Raw genomic sequence first — 20914 nt, 5'->3', positions numbered from 1 at the left:
GTTGACGGTTGGCCGCGACACAAACCGCGGACCGTTGCGGGCAGGAGTTTAACAGAAAAAAACCCGGCAGGTTAATGCCGGGTTTCCACATAAGGCGATCAGCCGTAAGCACTGGCCTCTTCCGGCGATCGTCGTCGTAATTGACCAAAGGCCACAAGCCCCAGCAGGATGAGAGCAGGAATGAACATCAGCTCTTTTGGCGGGCGCTCAAGCTCAACCTGCACTGAGTCAATCGTCCAGCCAAAGCTGATACCGGCGTCCTCAGCCGCACTACCATAACCGACGAAGTCCACCACCATGGCATCTTCCTGAGGGGACAGCTCCAGGCCGGCGCTTTCAAGCCTCGCCTCGGGCGACTCACCGGCTGGCAGCTCCAGACTCAGGTAAGTAGACACTTCATCACCACTCAGTGACATACCGGACGCCTGAAGCACGATGGAGCCACCGGCAGGTACATTCTCAACATGCTCCATCACTTCAGTTGCCGGCCTGTCCGCCGTTGCCGGGTAGACCATATCCCACCAGTAGCCCGGACGGAACAGGGTAAAGGTGATCAACAGCAGCAGCGCCGACTCCCACTTATAGCTCTTGGTAAACCAATAGCCCTGCGTCGCTGCGGAGAAGACCAGCATGGCGGTGACCGCACTGGCTATGGTGACCAGCAAGTCAACCCAGCCCGTCAACCCGATCAGCAGCAGCTGCGTGTTGAATATGAACATGAATGGGAGAATGGCCGTCCGGATATCGTAGGTGAAACCCTGGATACCCGTTCGTATGGGGTCCGCCCCCGAGATGGCAGCCGCAGCGTAGGCGGCCAGACCCACGGGCGGCGTATCATCCGCCAGAATGCCGAAATAGAATACAAACAGATGGACCGCAATGAGCGGCACCAACAAACCGCTCTGGGCACCGAGGGTCACGATCACCGGCGCCATCAGCGTGGAAACCACGATATAGTTGGCCGTGGTGGGCAGCCCCATACCGAGGACCAGACTGATAATGGCGGTAAAGATCAGCATCAGCAGCAGATTGCCGCCCGATATGAACTCTACGAACTGCGTCATTACCAGACCAATACCGGTCAGTGTTACAGTGCCTACCACGATGCCGGCTGTCGCCGTCGCCACGCCGATACCTACCATGTTCCGGGCACCCGTCACCAAAGAATGCAGCAGGTCGACAAAGCCGGTTTTTGTTTCCGCCAGGAAGTTACCCTTTTCATGAAAAAAGGCCTTTAGCGGCTGCTGTGTGACGACGATGAAAATCATGAACACTGTGGCCCAGAATGCAGACAGTTGGGGAGAAAAGCGCTCAACCGTCAGACACCAGACCAGCACCACCACCGGCAAAAGGAAGTAGAGACCAGTCTTCACCGTGGGCGCGACGTCCGGAAGCGTATCCATTGAGGACTCGGGATCATCCTGCTCAAGCGCAGGAAAGCGGGTTGAATACCAGACCAACCCGATGTAGACAATGAGTAGCAGGGGCCCGAGCACCCACACAGCTGACTCGCCAAGGACCACTTTCAGCCAGCCAATGCCGTAATAAACGATAAAGGTAAGAGCGCTCAGGCCTAGCAGAATCACCACCCAGTTCAGCAGGCGCTGAGCCAGTGTTGGACGATTCGGACGTTCAATGCCCTTCATCTTCAGCTTGCAGGCTTCAAGGTGAACGATGTAAATCAGTGCCACATAGGAAATCAGCGCCGGCAGTATCGCGTGCTTGATGACTTCGAGATAGGAAATCCCCACGTACTCCACCATCAGGAAGGCTGCCGCGCCCATGATTGGCGGGGTCAGCTGACCGTTGGTGGAGGCGGCCACTTCAACAGCACCCGCCTTGGTGGCCGGGAAGCCAACCCGTTTCATCAACGGGATGGTAAACGTACCTGTGGTTACCACGTTGGCGATGGACGAGCCGGAAATGACACCGCTCAGACCACTGGATACCACAGCGGCCTTGGCTGGCCCGCCACGCATGTGGCCGAGCATGGCGTAGGCAACCTTGATGAAGTAGTTACCCGCCCCTGCACGCTCCAGTAACGCACCAAAGAGGACGAACAGGAAGACGAAGCTGGTGGATACGCCCAGGGCGACACCGAATACACCTTCCGTACCCAGCCACATATGGGACGATAGCTTGCTCAAGCTGGCGCCCTTGTGGGAGATCACATCCGGCATGTAGGGGCCGGCCAGTGCATAGATGAGAAATACGCCCGCCACAATAGTCAGCGGCAACCCCAACGCCCGGCGGGTAGCCTCAAGCAGCAGTACCATACCACCAAGGGCGACGATCAGGTCCTGGGTTATGGGCGAACCCGGGCGTGTGGCCAGTTCGTCGTAGAAAAAGTACAGATAGGAAGCTGCAAACGCGGCAGCCAGTGCAAGAATCCAGTCGTAGAAAGGAACGTGATCGACATTCCTGCCCCGAATCATCGGGTAGGCAGCAAACGCCAGGAAGGTGGCGAATGCAAGATGGATAGATCTGGACTCCGTCGAGTTAAAAACGCCGAACTCGACAATGTAAGGCAGCGGCGACGCTATCCATAGCTGAAAAAGTGACCAGAACAGGGGAACAATAAAGAGTATCCGGGCAGCCGTTCCAGTCGCAGCTCTTCCGCCGGTTTCGGTCTGAAGAACTTCTGCAACCTTCTTGCTGTCCATGGTATCCCCGGCTCTCGGTTCGCTATTGGCCATAGCTGGGTCCTGTAAAATATAGCGGGTCGGAGATCAAAACACCGCAGGCTGGAATGCCTGCGGTGCTGTTTACCGGTTACAGAATCAGTCGATCAGGCCGGCTTCTTTGTAGTACTTCTCGGCGCCAGGGTGCAGCGGTGCACTCAGAGCGTCGGACACCATTTCTTCCTTGTTAAGCACGCCAAACGCCGGGTGGAGGCGCTTGAAGCTGTCGAAGTTCTCGAATACTGCCTTGACCACCTCATACACTACGTCCTCCGAAACATCGGTGGAGGACACGAATGTGGCGGCAACGCCGAAGGTCGTGGTGTCTTCGTCGCTTCCCCGATACATTCCGCCGGGGATAGTGGCTGCCTTGTAATACGGGTTCTCATCGATCAGCGCCTTTGTCGCTTCATTATCGACGCTGACGATCACACTGTCGCAGGAGGTCGTTGCTTCTTTGATGGCGCCGGAAGGGTGGCCAACCGTATAGAAGAAAGCGTCGATGTTGCCGTCACAAAGCGCCTGGGATTGCTCGGCCGCCTTCAATTCCGCGGCCAGGGAGAACTTGTCCATGGTCCAGCCCATTTCTTCCATCAGAACTTCTGCGGTAGCCCGCTGACCAGAACCGGGGTTGCCCACGGAAACCCTCTTGCCTTCCAGGTCTTCAAAGGTCTTGATGCCGGAGCCTTTGCTGGCTACAACGGTAAACGGTTCAGGGTGAAGCGAAAACACGGCGCGGAGCTTCTCATTCTTGCCGTCTTTTTCAAACTCACTGGTACCGTTATAGGCATGATATTGCCAGTCAGACTGGGCAACAGCCAGATCCAGTTCACCCTGGCGAATCGCGTTCAGGTTATAGACCGACCCACCGGTGCTCTCAACAGAGCAACGGATACCATGTTCTTTGCGATCCATATTAACCAGGCGGCAAATTGCACCGCCGGCCGGGTAGTAAACGCCGGTTACACCACCGGTGCCGATGGTGACGAACTGCTGTTCCTGCGCATTCACCGCGGTAGAGGTCGCTCCAAAGCTGACTGCGGCCGCAACCGCGAGTGCGGAAAATTTCTGTTTCAGTGCCATGACTTTTCCCTTTTGTGTTCGTTATTGCTTTTTTTCGGTCTGTGCGTTTACACAGACACTCTCCACGTTCGCCTTAAAACATAGACCAATTCCGGCCATAAATAAAGCCAGGATTAGCACGCTAACCGCTTGAGCGAAAAACAAAAAAGCCCGCAGCGCGGGCTTTTCTGTTCAGGCATTTGCGAATCTTATTTGTTCGCGCGGGCCTTGGCAACCATACGGTCCGGGCGCAGCAGGAAGCGCGCCAGGGCCGGCAGCAGCCAGATGGAACCAACCATGTTCCAGATGAACATGAAGAACAACAGCAGGCCCATATCTGCCTGGAACTTGATGGGGGAGAAGATCCAGGTCACCACACCAATACCTAGAGTAACACCGGTAAAGATAACGGCCTTACCCGTGGACCGCAGGGTTTCGAAATAGGCTTCCTGAAGCGTCTTGCCCTCAAGCAGGAACTTCTCGAGCTTGCTGTAGATATAGATGCCGTAGTCGACACCGATACCCACACCCAACGCGATAACCGGCAGTGTGGCAACCTTTATACCGATACCGGACACCGCCATGATCGCCTCAGCCAGAATGGACGTGAGCCCGAGCGGAATCAGGATACACAACACCGCCCGGATTGACCGGAAGGTCAGCAGGCACAATGAGGCGACCACGCCATAGACGAAGATCAGCATCATGTTCTTGGCGCTGGAGATGACGTCGTTGGTTGCAGCCTCGACGCCCGCGTTGCCGGCACCCAGCAGGAAGGTGTGCTCTTCGTTATTATTGTTGCTGGCAAACTCCTCGACACGTTCTGTTACCGTCTTCAGCGTTTCAGCCTTGTGATCCTCAAGGAATACAAGCACTGGTGTCAGGTCACAGTTCGTATTGATCAGACCCGCCGGGGCTTCACGAATGGAGGCATTGATGATGGTCTGGTTGCGTGAGATTTCATACCACTTCCAGTTACCCTCATTCAGCGCCTTTGTCACCAGCTTGGACACATTCGCAAGCGAGGCGGAAGACTGGACACCTGGCGTATTCTCCAGCTCCCACTGCAGCGTATCCATGGCCCTGAGCGTGTTGTACTGGGTACACTGCTCTTCCTCGGTCTTCACCATCACTACCAGGACATCGGCACTGGTGGAGTAATTATCGATGATGAAGGCGTTGTCCTTGTTGTAACGGGAATCAGCCCTCAGCTCGGGGGCACCCTGATCAAGGTCACCGACCTTCAGACCCTGCTTGTAGTAAAGACCAAGCCCAAGGCCGATCACCGCAATCAGCAGCGAAATCGGAGCCACCCCCGGGTGCGCAAAATAAGACATGATGCGCCACTTCCGGTCCTGCTTCTCACCATGGTTCTGCACATGACGGACGCCACCCCTGGAAATGCCCAGATAGGACATGATCAGGACGTGCAACACCAGGTTGGTCAGGATAACGAACGCCACACCGATACCGGCGGCAACCGCCAGGTCGCGGATTACATCAATTTCGATGAAGAACAGCGTCAGGAAACCGAAGGCATCGGAAATCAGTGCCAGCATGCCCGGAATATAAAGTGCCCGGAACGCCAGCCGTGCAGCGGTAACCGAATCGAATCCTTTCGCGGCCTCAACGGCCATGGCATTAACAATCTGAACGCCGTGACTGATGCCAATGGCAAACACCAGGAACGGAACCAGCACCGAGTACGGATCCAGCCCGTAACCCAGCAGCCTCAAAGTACCCAACTGAAGGAACACAGCAATGATGGAGGTAAATACCGGCACCAGCGTTCCGGTAATGCAGCGGGAGTAACCAAACAGCAGTAGTGTGGTGAGAATGATGGTAATACCGGCAAACCAGGCAATCGAGCCGATGCCTTCAATCAGGTCACCCACTTTCTTGGCAAAACCGACAATGTGAATATCAATGTTCGGGTTCTGCGCTTCGTACTTGTTCCGTATTTTCTCTTCCAACTGACGCGAAAACTCGCCGTAGTCCAGCGGCTCGCCGGTTTCAGGGTTATTTTCGTACAGGGGTGCATATACGATGGTGGAACGGAAGTTGTCTGAGATCAGACGTCCCACTTCGTTCGACCGGAGCACGTTCTGGCGCAGACGCTCGAGGCTGTCCCGCGAACCGTCGTAGTTGTCCGGAATTACCGTACCACCCTGGAACCCCTGCTCGGTGACTTCCACCCAGCGAACGTTGGAGGTCCACAAAGACTTCAGCCCGGAACGATCAACCCCGTTGAGATAAAACACCTCGTCGGTGATCTGCTTCAGGGTCTCCATGTACTCTTTCGTAAAGATATCGCCTTCTTCCACTTCTACGGCGATACGAACGAAGTTGCCCAGGTTTTCCAGGTCGTTGCGGTGCTCCAGCATGTTAACGATGTACGGATGCTCAAGCGGAATCATCCGCTCAAAACTGGCATCAGGCTGGATTTTGATGGCGTTGTAGCCAAGAAACAGGGTCAGGAAGAAAAATGCAATCAGGATAATGGCCCGATTGTTGAAGATCAGCCGTTCCAGAAACGGTTCTGCCTTCGGTGTAGTCAGGTAATGCTCGCCCTTGTCATGCTTCGGGTTCGACATTCAAAAGCCCCTCTCGTTTTCGATCTGTTGGTGCCGCATCAGGGCGTTATTGAAGGTTCTTGCCGCGGGCATCGGTATGCTTCACGCCACCCTCGCCCACAATCAGGAGATTGGTTCCGGATACCGGCACTACATCCATGACGCCTTCCCGGTCATCCCTGGAGTATGGCCGGAAGGATTCTCCGCCATTGGTGCTCATCAGAACCGTACCGCCGTTACCCACCAGAGTAATTCTGCCGTCATCTGCCACAGCACCATCATTGAGCGTTGCACCCGCTTCGTTCGGAACCACTTTCCAGCTCTTGCCCAGATCGGTGGAGAGGAACATGTTGCCGCGCAAACCAAACGCCAGAATCTCATTCACCTGGCCTGTACCAATGGCACCAAACAGGGAACCTTCATAGGGGCTTTCACGTTTTTCCCAGCCGTCTCCGCCATCAACGGAGACAAAGATCTGGCCCGCCTCACCCACAATCACCAACGCACCTCCGGTGATCCGGGTAATGCCGTTCAGGTGGAACCCGGTGGGGTTGTCAAGCCTGGGCGCCCAGTCACGCCAGTTTTCGCCACCGTCGGTGGTGCGCAGGAACATGCCGTAGGCACCCACCACAAAGCCGTGATCTTCGTTTTCAAACCAGACGTCCAGGAACGGGTTTACCGGCCCGATTTCGAGGTCGGATTCCATGTTTTCCAACGAGAAAAACAGATCGTCCAGAGCCCACTCCAGGTCGGCTTTCTCCTCTTCCGGGGCCTCCTCGATCTTCTGTTCCATCTCTTCGACCTGCTCCTGGCGGCTTGCAATAGCCAGTTCGGCCGCGTCAATACCAGTCAGTTGCAGCTCCCAGGTTTCGCCAGCGTCGCCGGAATGGAGAACCACGCCACTGTGGCCCACGGCCCAGCCGTGGGTGTCTGTGCCAAAGTCAACGCCGGTCAGGGTTGCACGAACCGGCACCTCGGCCTGAACCCAGCTTTCACCCTGATCGTCGGAATAAATGATATGACCACGCTCACCGGCCGCCACAATACGATCTCCTGCCCGATCCGCATCAGTGAGCAGATTCTCTGGCGCAAGAGTGGTGGGCCGGGAAGGGGTTTCGATGATATCTGCAAGCGCAAACACCGAGGGCGCGGACATTGCCATGGACACTCCAAGACAGGCCGCTCCCAGAGTCTTGCACATCAACCTTGTAGCCATTCAGATTGCCTATATGTTGTGTTGAACTGTGTCACTCTGATTACGCCGGTAATACCGGCCGATACTATGAATATACCGGTGACCTTGCGGCCACCGGTATATTCGTCGCCACTCGTCTCTGGCGAAAGTCTTTTCCTGCCAACTGGCGCAGTCGCTAGCGTACACTCCTGCGACGGAGGGATGCTGGTGAGAAATAGCGGCGGTTGGGCACATCGTTCGTGAACTTTCGTGTGGAGGGCTCTTCGGTATCAAGGCCCAGCACGTGATAGCGACGAGCCTGGAGGTCGTGATACACATCCAGAACGGTCCAGACGCCCGGCAGTTCATAATAATTCTTCGCCATGCCCATGGTCACTCGCCACAGTTCACCGCGACCGTCATACTGGTCCAGCAGCACGGTGTTCCAGCTGTCCGCGTCCACATAAAAACGACGCTTGCCATAGATGTGGCGCTCACCCTGTTTCAGGGTAGCCTCAACAACGTGCACACGGTGCAGCTCCCAGCGGGTCAGGTCAGGGTTCAGGTGGGAAATGCCAAGTATTTCTGAGTAGGGAGTGCCCTTCTCACCAAGGCGGTAGTTGTTGTAAGGAATGTAGATCTCACGCATTCCTTCGTAGTTCCAGTTATACCGGTCCAGCGCGCCGTTAAAGATATCGGTATCGTCGGCGGTTCTGAGGTTGTCGGCTGCTGCAATCGGAGAATCATAGCCCAGGTTCGGGGCACGACGAACACGACGCTGGCCAGCATTATAGCCCCATCCGTTACGGGGATTGATAATCTGGTTCAGGGTTTCGTGAATCAGGATGGCGCCGCCGGCGAGACGGGGCGGAGACTGAGTGAACGACAGGTAGTAGAAAATGACGTTATCCAGCTCGTCCTCGCTGCCTTCCGGATTGTAGTAATTGAAGAAAGCTTCCTGCTGCGAGGTGACCAGGGAGTAATCCCCGTCGGTCTGAACCGCAACTTCACTGGAGCGACGGGTTACGGAAACCCCGCGCCAGCGGGTCAGGTGGTTCCAGATAACCTGCCAGGCCTTCTCTTCATTGTTGCCATGCAAAATGGGAAACGGATAACCCGCAAAGGCGCCATCAATACCCTCGCCTTCACCGACAATCTCTGCCTCAACCGCGTTCTCTCTGGTATTTTCAGCAACCCAGTCCGGTACCGCATGGGTGCGCCGACTCTTGTAGATGGGGATACGGAACGTGGTGGGATAGGTATCGAGCATGGCACGAAGGCCATCCGTCAGGTACTCGTCGTACTGCTCCATGTTCGAGGCGTTGATGGTGAACAGCACTTCATCATCCGGGAACGGATTGATGTGATGCTGACCACTACCCTCATAGCCGGCAGGAGCTTCAGTCAGGCCGCCCGTCCAGGGCGGGATGGTTCCCGCATCATTACCAGCTTTCACCGAGCCGAAAGGAGTCAGATCCTGCCCGAGGCGAGCAGCTTCGCTCGATGAAACACCAGCACTGACTGGCATGGCAAAGACAGAAAACGCAAACAGACTGCCCAGAATTACATTGTTTTTGTACTTCATTGTTTAACCTTCAACCTGTCTGAAAGCCTTGTTTAAGGCCTTTCTTATTGTGTCATCATGGAATATCGGCTCCTGACAGGTTAGCCGATTGGCCGATATTGTCTATCGACCGAAAGTGCGATTTTGTATCCGCCCGGGACAGGTTCTGTAAACGGCCGGGCGAATACTATGTCAGCCTACTCTCCCGCCTTGCCCGCAAGGCTTTTGTGGACCACCTCGTAGACATCCCGCGACAGGCCGGATTTGTCCCTGATGGCTTCAAGCGCGGTCTTCATCTGCTCACCATGCTCCGGTGCGAATTTGCGCCACCGGGTCAGCGGAGACACCAACCTTGCAGCAATTTGGGGATTGCTGTCGTCCAGTCGGCGCACCTGCTCCTCCAGGAACCGGTAGCCCGAGCCATCCTCGGCGTGGAACGCTGGCAGGTTCTGGCCAGCAAACACCCCAATCACCGAGCGGATCTTGTTGGGATTTTTCCAGTCGAACGCCGGGTGAGCCAACAATTCGTGAATCGCCGATAATCCGCCCGTACGGCTGCTACCGGCCTGGACAGCAAACCACTGCTCCACCACCTGCGGGTCGTCTTTCCATTGTTCATAGAAAGTGTTCAGTGCTGCTTCACGTTCCTGGTCATATCCGGAATTCACAAGGGCCCGCAATGCGCCCATGCGGTCGGTCATATTATCCGCATTTTTAAACTGGCTTACCGCCAGCGCCCGGCCCTGCTCGTCGTCTGAGTGAAGCAGCCAGGCAAGTGCGGTATTTCGCAGACTTCTGCGGGCGACAGCCTCTGGCGTCACCTCGTAGCGGCCCTCTAGGGTGTTGCGCTGATAACAGGTAATCAGATCGTCACGCAGTGCAGTTGCGAGGTGTCCAAGCACTGTTTCCCGCGCCTGGTGGATGGCGGGCACATTCGGCTTGTCTGCCAGTTCAATCAGATAGGCTTCAGAGGGCAACTGCAGCATTTTCGCAACCAGTGCCTGGTCCAGGGATGCATCGGTTAACAGGCCGCGATAGGCTTCCGTCAATCCGGAGTCAACAGCCGTGCCCGCGGTGTCTCCCACCAGCCCGTTGATCACGTCCACAGCCAGCCGCTGGCCTGCGTCCCAGCGATTGAAGCCGTCCGGGTCGTGGCTCATGAGGAACATCAACTGGTCCCGGGTCCAGGGATAATAAACCCGTACTGGTGCCGAGAAGTTTCTCAGCAGTGACGGGACCGGACGCTCGGACACACCATGGAACTCAAACGTGTGACTGGACTCGGTCAATTCCAGTACCCGGTCTGTGGGCGCGTCCATTTCGCCAGAGCTCAGTTTCAATGGCAAGGATTCGCCGTCAGCCCCCAATAACCCGACAGCAAACGGAATGTGCTGGGGTTTCTTGCGGGTCTGGCCCGGAGTATCCGGAATAGCCTGGTCGATTGTCAGGCGATAGATACCGGCTGCCTGGTCATAGTCATCCCGCACTGTCAGTTCTGGCGTACCAGCCTGTTCATACCAGAGGCGGAACCGGGACAGATCCCGGCCACTGGCATCTTCCATGGCCCGGACAAAGTCGTCGGTAGTCACGGCCTGGCCGTCGTGGCGCTCAAAATAGAGGTCACTGCCCTTGCGGAACAGGTCGGGGCCAAGCAGCGTATGGATCATCCCCACCACTTCGCACCCTTTCTCGTAAATCGTAAGGGTGTAGAAGTTGGTAATTTCCATGTAGGACTCAGGGCGAACGGGATGCGCCATTGGGCCGGAATCCTCGGCAAACTGGGCTGTTCTCAGCATGCTCGCATCTTCGATCCGCTTGACGGTGGGCGAGCCCATATCCGCGGAGAACTGAGAGTCCCGGAAAACGGTAAAGCCTTCTTTCAGGCTAAGCTGGAACCAGTCCCGACAGGTGACACGGTTACCGGACCAGTTGTGGAAATACTCGTGGGCGACAATCGACTCGATACGCTGGAATGCCAGATCCGTTGCGGTTTCCTGGCTGGCCAGCACACAGGATGAGTTGAAAATATTCAAACCCTTGTTCTCCATGGCCCCCATGTTGAAGTCATCCACTGCCACGATCATGAAGATGTCGAGATCGTATTCGCGGCCATACACCTCTTCGTCCCAGCGCATGGAGCGCTTCAGGGAATCCATGGCGTGATCGCACTTTTCGGCGTTGCGGGGCTCCACATACATGCGCAGATTGATATCCCGGCCGGACATGGTCCGGAAGCTGTCCCGTTTCTCCACAAGGTCTCCGGCAACCAGGGCAAACAGGTAGGACGGCTTGGGGAACGGATCTTCCCAGGTCACAAAGTGCCTGCCATTATCCAGGTCACCCATTTCCACATCGTTGCCATTGGAAAGGAGGATCGGATATCGGGCCTTGTCCGCCTCAATGCGGGTGCGGAAGCGGGCCATGACGTCGGGACGGTCGGGGAAGTAAGTGATACAGCGAAAACCCTCGGCTTCGCACTGGGTACAGAACATGCCGGAAGACTGGTAAAGACCTTCCAGACGGGTGTTGTTCTGAGGCTCTATCCAGGTCACCACGCCCAGGTCGAAGCTGTCCGGCACTTCGTGGACCACCAGTTTGTCGACGCGATCCTCAAAGGCCTCTTTCGCCAATTCACGGCCGTCCAGACTCAGCGACTCCAGGGTGGTCAGGGTGTCGCCATTGAGCTCAAGACTTTTGTCCGGGCTGTCGCTGTCAGGGTTACGGCGCATGGACAAGGTACTGTGTACCCTTGCCCCATCCTCAAACAGTTCGAAACGCAGGTCCACGTGGTCCACCAGAAAAACGGGGACGCGGTAATCTTTCAGATATATGGTCTGTGGCTGGCTGGTACGCATTCGCTTTCTCCAGAATTTGTGGGGTCTGTGTCAGTTCTTCGGATAGACCCGGAAGCGGACTTCGTAACCAGTGTACTTACGTATGTTGATTACGCCTGTGTCGAGGATGAGATACTGGCCCTTGATGCCCTGAAGGACGCCTTCGGCAGTCGGTGATTTGTCCAGATTATGGGCTTTCACCTTCTGGGGCCACACCTGCACCGGATAACTCAAAGCAAGGCTGCCTTCCTCCACTGCCCGGATGGCGCTGTCACCATAGGTAGCCCTCAGCTCGACCAGGTCCTCGGCTATCAGCCCCAATATGCGGCGGCGCTCTTCCAAAAGATTCAGCTCTGGCACCTGGCCCTTCAGCATCGCCTGCCAGTTTGTGCGATCCGCAACGTATTTCTTGCAGACTACCTCAACAAATCCCGCCAGCTGACGGGTGGCGACCCTTACCATGGGAATAGCATCGACAGCCCCCTGATCAATCCAGCGCGTGGGCACCTGCGAGCCTCTGGTAATGCCGACCTTCAGCCCGGAGGAATTGGCCAGATAAACCACATGCTCAATCATACAGTGGGTTTCGCCCCACTCTGGCTCGCGACAGGTTCCTTCATGATAATGGCACTTTTCCGGACTCATGATGCAACTGTCACACGCCGCCAGCTTGCGAAAACAGGGGTAACAATAACCCTGATTGAAACTCTTGCTGGTTTTTCGGTCGCAGTTGATACAGCGTATCACGCCATCAAAATCGAGCTGTAGCGGAAAGCCCACCATCTCGTTCAGAGGAATTCGCGTATCCCCTACACGGATGGTATAGCTGACTGGATCACCGGGCTCGGCCGGCATCTTGCGAAGGCGACCGGCAATATCAACCAGTGCGGTCAAGACTTCACCTCGAAGAACTTGTCAGAGTCCGCCGCCCCGTTAGTGGAGCTTCCGGCTGTGCGAGCCACGCTCGGATCACAGGCAGTCCCGGCCTTTTTTCCCCGATCAAGATACCCGACCCGCTCTTCCATGGGGATCTGGTGATGATCCTCGTAATAGATAACGGCCTCCATGCAGATCGAACGCTGTTCATCATTCAGTTGGCGGCCGTCTGGCCACTTGCCCAGTTCCAGGGCGCGCTTGAGGCTCTGGTAGACCGCCGGGTCCAGCCGCTTGATCAGCTCTTCGTATGTCATCTCACTCTCCAGTCACTGTCCATTCGCTCTCTAACAAAAAAATGAGCAAACCCGTTGACAACAATAAACGATAATGATTATCATTAACTCACCAAATGACCGAGGTCGTGTTCATTTGGTCTCTCTCATCAGGAGCTAAACGCTCTTTTCATGCCCCGCGATTTCGCGGGGCTTTTTTTGATACCGGCAAAATCGCTGCCAGGGCCAGGCCCGCCACAAAACCACCCAGGTGAGCCTCATTCGCCATTCGTCCCAATCCCAGCATCTCCGGCAAGGGTGTAAACCCGATGACCATCCAGGCTACTGCAAAAGTCACCAATGCAGGAGGGAACTGGAACCTGGGCACCCGCCTCTGGCTGAGCCAGCAATAGCCAAGAATGCCGTATACAACACCGGACAATCCGCCAAATAACGGACCGGAGACAATGTACTGTAATCCGTTGGACAACAGGCTGGTGAACACAAACAGCACGAGCAAACGGGCACGGCCATCAAACCACTCGATCTGACTGCCCAGAAACCAGAGCATGACCGAATTAAAGATGATGTGAGTCCAGCTGAAATGCAGAAAATCCGGCGTAAACAGGCGCCAGAGCTGGCCACTCGCCAGCGTAGATGACAGCGCCTGGATACGCTCCGCCATGCTGCCCCATTCGTAAAACCGGGGGTCCACAAACATCAGTAGAGTGGATAGCTGATTCTGGCCCATGGCCGTAACCCAGGCCATCACCAGCGCCAGCAGGATCATCCCCAGCACGACGGGTGCATGCCGTGGTGACGGCTGCCAGCGACCACCCACAAACACCGGAGACCGTGCGGTGGTGTTCACTGCCTGCTGGATTTCCGGTTCACTCAGGAAACGCTCAAGGGCCTGAAGTACTGGCTCGGTATGCTCGGGGTTGTCCAGCCAGAGCACCTGGTAGCCACCCTCCTCGGTGATACGGTGCCCCACTCCCTGCTCTTTCAGCCAGCGACTGAAGCCTGCCAGGTTCACCGTAGTGTCGATCTGCTTGATCCGGTACACAGGCTACCTCGCTATGCTGTCTTCGCTGGTGGGATACTCCGGCTGCTCAGGACGTTCCACATCCACCCAGACAAACTTGTCGCGGGACAGGGTGCGCTCTCCATCCAGTCGATAAGCCACCAGCTTGCCATATTTGACGGCACTGAAGTCGATACAGGCCACGTTGTGCTTGAGCGGTGCGGGCTTTCCTTCCATCCAGTAGTGCCCTACGAACACCGGCGGCGCCGATGCCGGATAGCTGATGAGCTGGCTGCGTTCGGCATCGGTCAGCTCGCGGCAGGCAACCTCTTCAGGCAGCGGGTCCGGCTGGAAAACCACGTCGGCGTACGTCCTGGGGTTGTCGGCCCAGAACTTGGTGCGGAAAAACTCCCGCACATAACCGTCCTTGCCTGTAATCTTTACCCCTGGTGGCAGCCGCAGGTCAGTGCCGCGCAGCAGCGTATCCATTACCTGTCCGGCGAAAGACTCAATGGCCGCGGAGGCATGAAGGAAATCATCGTCGATACAGGCCCCGCCCTGGCTTTGCTTGAATTTGTTGATCAGGTCGCTATCCCAGCAGGCATGCACGGCCCGGAAATCCGGCTCGTCTATAAACAGCGGGATTGTGTAGAACCATTCCAGAAACTCGTTCCACTCGTGGGGGTGGTGCTCGAACTGCTCAAGGGTTTCACGGATCAGCCGATCATGGCGGGCATTGTGCTCGCGCAGAAACTTCCTGCCACTGCCTGGCCGGGCACGGGTGCAGTAACCGAGGGCATTGTACTCATGGTTACCCATGACGATGCGGGCGGAACCATGTTCAACCATGTCCCGAACCAGATGCAGGGACTCACGAATGCGCGGCCCCCGGTCAATGATATCGCCGATGAAAATGGCCTGCCGCCGTACATGCTCGTAAATTCCGTTTACCTTGCGGTATCCCATCTGCTTCAGCAGTCTTTCAAGAGTATGTGCGCATCCGTGAATATCGCCGATAATATCGTAGCCGCGGCTTGCGGATCTTGCCTGTCCTGCCATGTTTTTAACTCGCTGAAATCTCACTGGCCCAGCCCAGCTTGTCCCGGCATGTGGCGTAAAAATTGTGATCCGCGGGGTGAATAAGGCGAATCTTGAAGGGCTTCTTGGTGATACGAATAATATCGCCAGGCGCGCAGGCAATATTCATCTGCCCATCGAAACTGATCTGTGGATAGGTTTCGTTGGTTTCCCCGATCACCAGTTTGATCTCGCTCTTGCCATCTACCACGATGGGGCGACTGCTAAGGGTGTGCGGGAACATGGGCACCAGCACAACCGCATCGAGCTTGGGATGCATAATCGGCCCACCCGCTGACAGCGAGTAGGCCGTCGAGCCGGTAGGTGTGGACACAATAAGCCCGTCTGACCTCTGGCTATATACGAAATGTCCGTCGATATACAGATCGAAGCCGATCATCCGGGTAGATTTGCCGGGGTGAAGTACCACATCGTTCAGTGCCGTTCCGAAACCAAGGGGCTGACCATTACGCTCAACATGTCCATCCAGCAGGAAGCGGGTCTCTTCGATGTACTCACCTTGCAGGACCTTGCCCAGCCGTTCCTCCAGATCGGACGGTGATATGTCCGTCAGAAAGCCCAGGCGGCCGCGATTGACCCCCAACAGGGGGATCTTCGATTTGGCCAGCTCCCTGGCCGCGCCAAGCAGACTGCCGTCGCCGCCAACAACAATTACCAGATCACAGATTTCCCCCAGAAGTTTTTTGCTTGCCACCTGCAGGCCATGGCCCGGCAACATGCTTGCCGTGTCTTCTTCGATAATCACGTGGTAGTGGTTATTCGTCAGGTATTGTTTGAGCTGACGCAGCGACTCGACCACCTTGACGCTGCCCATGCGGCCAATCACGCCAATGTTTCTGAATTGATCCATGTAGCTTCCTGTGGATATCTGTATGGGCCGGAATCAATCTCACGAATATCCCGGGCACGTCTGGAAGACCATAGTAACGAAATACGGCCGGATTCTGAAAAAAGATCCCGCTCAGGGCAGGCAGTAAAGCGTTAATTCTTACTCTGGGGCTGGTGGTTTTCACAGCGGTCATCGATTCCCGCCTGGAAGTCGGCGGGCTGGCTGACACGCATCACCGGTTCGTTACATACGCTTCCGTCATCATGCTTATGGTGACAGACAGGGTTCTCGTAATGCTCGAGCCACTCTCTGTAGGCGGGTTCGTTGAGGCCACAACGTTCTGCGGCATAGGCGACCGGGTTGCGGAAATAGGTCTCGATATCATCGTATGGCAGGGTTATGTGGCCAACGCCAGGGTGGTACGCCACCAGAAAAACCGAATGGCTCTGTAGGTGCTCCATCACTGAATTTTCCGTGGGTGTCTGGTTACGCAGCTCGTAGTTTTCCTGATCGAGGGCCACGATTTTCTCATCCCGGAGTTCCAGTTCGCGCTGCCTGCGCTCCAGTTGCTCCCGTAACAACACAACCTCGGCGTCTGTCGTGGCCTCCTCGCGCTGCTTTTGCTCATCGCCGCCAGCAATCTGCTCCTGCATCGACAGATACTGTTCGTTGCGCTCCGCAAGACGTTTCTTCAGTTGCTCGTTACTCAGTTTCTGGCGTTCGAATTTCTGCTGGAGCTCCGCCATTTCATTGCGCAATGCCTGCATTTCATGACGATTTTCCCGCTGGATGTCAGAGAGGGCATCCCGGTGAACACTCTGCAGGGTTTTGATGCGAAGCCGCTGTTCGCGAATGACACGCGCCAGGCGGACGCGATCGGCGGAGGACTCGAGGTCTTCAGGGCTACGGGACTCATCGCCAAGAACCGGAATATTCTCCTCCGGTGCGGGTTCCACTTTCCGGAGCTTCAGGCTGTTTGCTTCCAGGGCGCGGCGAATCGCCTGAAAATGGTTGCTTCCGGGGGTCATATCCGGGTCCCATAGCTCTTCGGCGTTGGCCGATTTCGGACACTGGCTGCGGCATACCAGACGAATCGGTCCGGCCCCCATATCGGGGCCCTTCGCCCCCTTTCTCGCAAGCTTCTCCACCGGCAAGTTCCAGTGGCTGTCAGCGCGACCTTCTTCGTCGAAGTAGATACGGAAAAATACCAGGGAGCGCACCAGAAGATCCGTACCCATAAGCACGTAAACTGCCTTGACGTCGGTGTCTGCCAGGTCCGACAGCCCTACATAGCCATCCAGGAAGGCACCAAATTCCGACGCACGCATCTGCCGTGACACCTGGCTGCCATCCATGAAAAACACCGCCGAGTAACCATCATTTGCCTGGTCGGCAGACCCCATTGCTCACTCCCCGCTCCGCGAAAACCTGACAGCAACACGGTGAACGCCACCCTAGCGTTCCGTTTTTACCGCCAGACACCAAAAACCGGCCACGCACGGTCAGTACGGGCCGGTTTCAAACTGACAGACTTCCGGATAATAGTCTAGCGGCTCAATGCCCGCTGGACAGGGGAAAACTGCAACGTTTTGTGATCATGGGGCATAAGCCACGGTTCTGGCTGTCAGAGCTCCGCTGCCAGACGACTTCCCTGGTCGATGGCGCGCTTGGCGTCCAGCTCCGCGGCCACATCGGCACCACCGATCAGATGAACCTGCACGCCCGCCGCTTCCAGACCACCCTGCAACTCACGCAGCGGCTCCTGACCGGCACAGATGACGATGGTATCCACCGGCAGTACGCGGTCTTCACCCTGCTCAGCACCTTTCGGGGTCACGGTGATATGCAGGCCATCATCGTCGATCTTGCGGTAACTGACACCCGGTACCATCTGAACCTGCCGGTTCTTCAGGGACGTGCGATGGATCCAGCCAGTCGTCTTGCCCAGGTTCTTGCCCACCTTGGAGGTTTTGCGTTGCAGCAGATACACCTCCCGGGCCGGTTCAGGCACTTCGGGTGTCATTCCCTGGATACCTCCGCGATGCTCAACACTCAGGTCCACACCCCATTCCCGCATGAAGTGCTCAGGATCCAGTGCCGCCGAAGTTCCCTTGTGAACGATAAACTCGGAGACGTCAAAACCGATACCACCCGCACCGATAACCGCCACTTTCTGGCCAACGGGCTTGCGCCCCAGCAAGGCATCCAGGTAGCCGATAACCTTGGGGTGCTCGACGCCCTCGATTTCCGGCGTGCGAGGACTGACACCCGTGGCCAGAACCACGTGATCGAAACCACCCGCCTTCAGGTCATCGACATTCACCCGCGTGTTCAGGCGAACGTCGACTCCGTGCTTGTCCAGCATCACCCGGTAATAGCGCAGGGTTTCATAAAATTCTTCCTTGCCTGGAATCAGCTTGGCCACGTTAAACTGGCCACCGACTTCGCTGCCAGCATCGAACAATGTGACCCTGTGGCCTCTCTCTGCCGCTACGGAGGCGAACGCCAGCCCGGCGGGACCGGCGCCCACGACCGCGATGGCTTTGGGCGCCGCGGTTTTCACATAGGCTAGCTCGGTTTCATGACAGGCACGAGGGTTCACCAGGCAGGATGTCAGCTTGCCACTGAAAGTGTGATCCAGACAGGCCTGGTTGCAACCGATGCAGGTATTGATCTCGTTCGCGCGGTCTTCCGCGGCTTTAAGCACCAGATCTGCATCTGCCAGGAAAGGCCGTGCCATGGAAACCATGTCGGCATCGCCCTCCGCCAGAATCTTTTCGGCAACATCGGGCATGTTGATGCGGTTGGTGGTTACCAGGGGAATGCTGACCTCGTCTTTCAGACGGGCTGTCACCTTGGTGAAGGCCCCTCTTGGTACCGAGGTGGCGATCGTCGGCACCCGCGCCTCATGCCAGCCTATACCGGTGTTGATGATGGTTGCTCCAGCCTTTTCAATCTCTTTGGCCAGCTTTACCACCTCTTCCCAGGTACTGCCATCTTCAATCAGGTCCAGCATCGACAGCCGATAGATCAGAATAAAATCACTGCCTACACGCTCGCGGACCCGACGAACAATCTCGATCGGCAGGCGGATGCGGTTTTCATAACGGCCGCCCCACTGATCGGTACGGTGGTTGGTATGGGCCACGATGAACTGGTTGATGAAATAGCCTTCCGAGCCCATGATCTCAACGCCGTCGTAGCCCGCTTCCTGCGCCAGCCCGGCACAGTTTACGTAGTCTTCGATCTGCTTTTCGATACCCGCTTCGTCGAGTTCCTTCGGCTTCAGCGGGTTAATGGGTGCCTGAATGGCGGACGGCGCTACCAGTTCCGGATGGTAGGCATAGCGCCCGGCATGAAGTATCTGCATGCAGATCTTGCCATCGGCTTCGTGCACTGCCCGGGTTATCACTTTATGTTTTTCCGCTTCTTCCTCGCTGCTCATCTTGGCAGCATGCTGGAATACAGCGCCTTCGACGTTCGGGGAAATACCGCCGGTAACGATCAGTCCGGCGCCACCACGGGCACGTTCTGCATAGAAGGCTGCAAGCCGCTCAAAACCGTTTCTGGCCTCTTCCAGGCCGGTGTGCATTGAGCCCATCAGAGTACGGTTGCGAAGGCGGGTAAACCCAAGGTCCAGTGGTTCCAGCAGATTGGGGTAGCGCTTAACACCGGGTGTCGATGCGGTCATGGTCTCTCTCCTCTTATTGGGCCGGCGGAGCCGAATCGTGGGGTCTAAAGTAGCCCTCTGACTTGCAGCGAACAATATCCCCGGAGCACAATCTGATATCCTTGGCTAACTTGTAAGACAATACTGAAATCTATGCGACCCCTTAGCAGACACAAGAATCCCCTCGGTGATATCAGCGTGCTGTATGTCGCCGTTATGGTGCGAGCCATCCGTGCGGAGGGCGCAGACCCCACAGACCTGCTCCAACGTTTCGGGCTGGATGAACAGGCATTGGGTGAGCCCGAAGCCCGCATCAGCATTCCCCGCTTCATGCGCATGGGCCAGGCAGCTATCGTCCTCACCGGTAATCCCGCATTCGGCCTTACCATGGGGCGACTGTCGAGGCCGGTGGACGCCGGTATTGCCGGGTTGGCCGCCCAATGCGCGCCGACAGGCGGAGAAGCCATCAGCACTCTGATTCACTATGCCCTGCTTACCAGCCGCAATAGCCGTGGCATCCCCTGGACAACCAATGGCGGGCGGGAAGCCCATTTCTACTCGATCAGGCCCTACAACGTGTTCAACTTTTTCGTGGTGGATTCCGTTCTGGCAGCGTGGGCACAATTTCTGAGGACGGTTACCGGCCACGACGGGGTCATCGAACGGGTAACCGTCGAGTACCCCTCCCAGGGCCATGACGAGGTGTTCGAACAGTGGTTCGGATGCCCGGTAAGGTTTGGCGCCGAGGGCAACAGCCTGAGACTTGCGCCAGGCATACGGGAGACAGGTTCACTGCAGGCGCAAGCGGCGATGTACGAGAAATTGTTCGGCGAATGCCAGCGCGATCTGTTACGAATCCGTGCTGGCTGGAGTACCGGAGACCGCGTGAAAGACATGCTACCGCCACTACTACAGAAAGGCACTCCCACCCTGGCAGCGGTTGCGGAAAAGCTCGGTGTCGCGCCCTGGACACTTCAGAGACAGCTCGCCGACGAGCAGACAGGTTTTCGGGAACTGGTGGACGAAACACGCCGGGAACTGGCGCTGGAGTACATCCGGGAGACCCGGGCATCCCTTTCGGAAATTGCCTGGCTACTAGGCTTTGCCAATCCCGCGGCTTTCCACAAGGCGTGGCGCCGATGGTTCGAGACCAGCCCGGGGGAACACAGAAAACACTATCTGGCCGAGCAGGCCATCAAAGGTATTCGTTAAGCCCTCCAACAGGTGCTAGAGTTCCGTTGCGTCATCCAGACCATC

14 protein-coding genes are annotated in these 20914 nt (G+C 56.6%); 1 reads left to right on the top strand and 13 read right to left on the bottom strand.

Annotation, left to right across the window (positions count from 1 at the left end; translation table 11 throughout):
* Nucleotides 1-98: 98 nt before the first annotated feature.
* From ABJM11_RS16390 to ABJM11_RS16330, 13 genes are all read right to left on the bottom strand, one after another.
* Nucleotides 99-2696, bottom strand: coding sequence for a TRAP transporter permease (locus ABJM11_RS16390; protein WP_348292692.1), 2598 nt, complete (start codon nt 2694-2696; stop codon nt 99-101).
* A gap of 84 nt (nt 2697-2780) precedes the next feature.
* The gene (locus tag ABJM11_RS16385; protein ID WP_348292691.1) at nt 2781-3764 is read right to left on the bottom strand and encodes a TAXI family TRAP transporter solute-binding subunit; all 984 of its coding nucleotides are present in this window, start codon (nt 3762-3764) and stop codon (nt 2781-2783) included.
* 188 nt (nt 3765-3952) lie between these two features.
* Entirely contained in the window at nt 3953-6337 is a 2385-nt protein-coding gene (locus ABJM11_RS16380) for an MMPL family transporter (RefSeq protein WP_348292689.1), read from the bottom strand.
* Nucleotides 6338-6383: 46 nt separating this feature from the next.
* A complete protein-coding gene (locus ABJM11_RS16375) occupies nt 6384-7532 on the bottom strand; it encodes a YCF48-related protein (RefSeq protein ID WP_348292688.1) in 1149 nt (382 codons plus the stop codon).
* A 154-nt stretch (nt 7533-7686) separates the two neighbouring features.
* The gene (locus ABJM11_RS16370) at nt 7687-9075 is read right to left on the bottom strand and encodes a DUF1329 domain-containing protein (protein WP_348292687.1); all 1389 of its coding nucleotides are present in this window, start codon (nt 9073-9075) and stop codon (nt 7687-7689) included.
* Nucleotides 9076-9251: 176 nt separating this feature from the next.
* Nucleotides 9252-11909: an aminopeptidase N gene (pepN, locus tag ABJM11_RS16365; RefSeq protein ID WP_348292685.1), complete on the bottom strand. Its 2658-nt coding sequence runs from the start codon at nt 11907-11909 to the stop codon at nt 9252-9254.
* A 30-nt stretch (nt 11910-11939) separates the two neighbouring features.
* Nucleotides 11940-12743: a DUF2797 domain-containing protein gene (locus ABJM11_RS16360; protein WP_407070005.1), complete on the bottom strand. Its 804-nt coding sequence runs from the start codon at nt 12741-12743 to the stop codon at nt 11940-11942.
* 35 nt (nt 12744-12778) lie between these two features.
* On the bottom strand, nt 12779-13078 hold the full coding sequence (locus tag ABJM11_RS16355) for a DUF1315 family protein (RefSeq protein ID WP_348292683.1): 300 nt from the start codon (nt 13076-13078) through the stop codon (nt 12779-12781).
* 148 nt (nt 13079-13226) lie between these two features.
* On the bottom strand, nt 13227-14102 hold the full coding sequence (locus tag ABJM11_RS16350; RefSeq protein WP_348292681.1) for a rhomboid family intramembrane serine protease: 876 nt from the start codon (nt 14100-14102) through the stop codon (nt 13227-13229).
* Nucleotides 14103-14105: 3 nt separating this feature from the next.
* On the bottom strand, nt 14106-15119 hold the full coding sequence (locus ABJM11_RS16345; RefSeq protein WP_348292679.1) for a metallophosphoesterase: 1014 nt from the start codon (nt 15117-15119) through the stop codon (nt 14106-14108).
* A gap of 4 nt (nt 15120-15123) precedes the next feature.
* Nucleotides 15124-16008, bottom strand: a complete 885-nt coding sequence (locus ABJM11_RS16340; RefSeq protein WP_137437754.1) for an NAD(+) kinase — start codon at nt 16006-16008, stop codon at nt 15124-15126.
* Between the two features lie 131 nt (nt 16009-16139).
* Nucleotides 16140-17390: a DNA repair protein gene (locus tag ABJM11_RS16335; RefSeq protein WP_348292677.1), complete on the bottom strand. Its 1251-nt coding sequence runs from the start codon at nt 17388-17390 to the stop codon at nt 16140-16142.
* 221 nt (nt 17391-17611) lie between these two features.
* On the bottom strand, nt 17612-19678 hold the full coding sequence (locus ABJM11_RS16330; RefSeq protein ID WP_348292675.1) for an NADPH-dependent 2,4-dienoyl-CoA reductase: 2067 nt from the start codon (nt 19676-19678) through the stop codon (nt 17612-17614).
* Between the two features lie 132 nt (nt 19679-19810).
* Here ABJM11_RS16330 and ABJM11_RS16325 point away from each other — a divergent pair, with 132 nt between their 5' ends.
* Complete coding sequence (locus tag ABJM11_RS16325; protein WP_348292674.1) at nt 19811-20869, top strand: AraC family transcriptional regulator; 1059 nt, start codon at nt 19811-19813, stop codon at nt 20867-20869.
* The last annotated feature ends 45 nt before the right edge of the window (nt 20870-20914 follow it).

The organism is Marinobacter sp., from assembly GCF_039977835.1.
Taxonomy (GTDB): Bacteria; Pseudomonadota; Gammaproteobacteria; order Pseudomonadales; family Oleiphilaceae; genus Marinobacter.
The sequence above is the reverse complement of the archived record's forward strand: the minus strand, read 5'-3'. Positions and strand labels throughout refer to the sequence as shown.

Coding starts and splice junctions, on each gene's coding strand:
- ABJM11_RS16355 (WP_348292683.1), bottom strand. CDS start 13,078: ATGACATACGAAGAGCTGATCAAGCGGCTGGACCCGGCGGTCTACCAG.
- ABJM11_RS16375 (WP_348292688.1), bottom strand. CDS start 7,532: ATGGCTACAAGGTTGATGTGCAAGACTCTGGGAGCGGCCTGTCTTGGA.
- ABJM11_RS16390 (WP_348292692.1), bottom strand. CDS start 2,696: ATGGCCAATAGCGAACCGAGAGCCGGGGATACCATGGACAGCAAGAAG.
- ABJM11_RS16335 (WP_348292677.1), bottom strand. CDS start 17,390: ATGGGGTCTGCCGACCAGGCAAATGATGGTTACTCGGCGGTGTTTTTC.
- pepN (WP_348292685.1), bottom strand. CDS start 11,909: ATGCGTACCAGCCAGCCACAGACCATATATCTGAAAGATTACCGCGTC.
- ABJM11_RS16340 (WP_137437754.1), bottom strand. CDS start 16,008: ATGGATCAATTCAGAAACATTGGCGTGATTGGCCGCATGGGCAGCGTC.
- ABJM11_RS16380 (WP_348292689.1), bottom strand. CDS start 6,337: ATGTCGAACCCGAAGCATGACAAGGGCGAGCATTACCTGACTACACCG.
- ABJM11_RS16325 (WP_348292674.1), top strand. CDS start 19,811: ATGCGACCCCTTAGCAGACACAAGAATCCCCTCGGTGATATCAGCGTG.
- ABJM11_RS16345 (WP_348292679.1), bottom strand. CDS start 15,119: ATGGCAGGACAGGCAAGATCCGCAAGCCGCGGCTACGATATTATCGGC.
- ABJM11_RS16385 (WP_348292691.1), bottom strand. CDS start 3,764: ATGGCACTGAAACAGAAATTTTCCGCACTCGCGGTTGCGGCCGCAGTC.
- ABJM11_RS16360 (WP_407070005.1), bottom strand. CDS start 12,743: ATGCCGGCCGAGCCCGGTGATCCAGTCAGCTATACCATCCGTGTAGGG.
- ABJM11_RS16370 (WP_348292687.1), bottom strand. CDS start 9,075: ATGAAGTACAAAAACAATGTAATTCTGGGCAGTCTGTTTGCGTTTTCT.
- ABJM11_RS16330 (WP_348292675.1), bottom strand. CDS start 19,678: ATGACCGCATCGACACCCGGTGTTAAGCGCTACCCCAATCTGCTGGAA.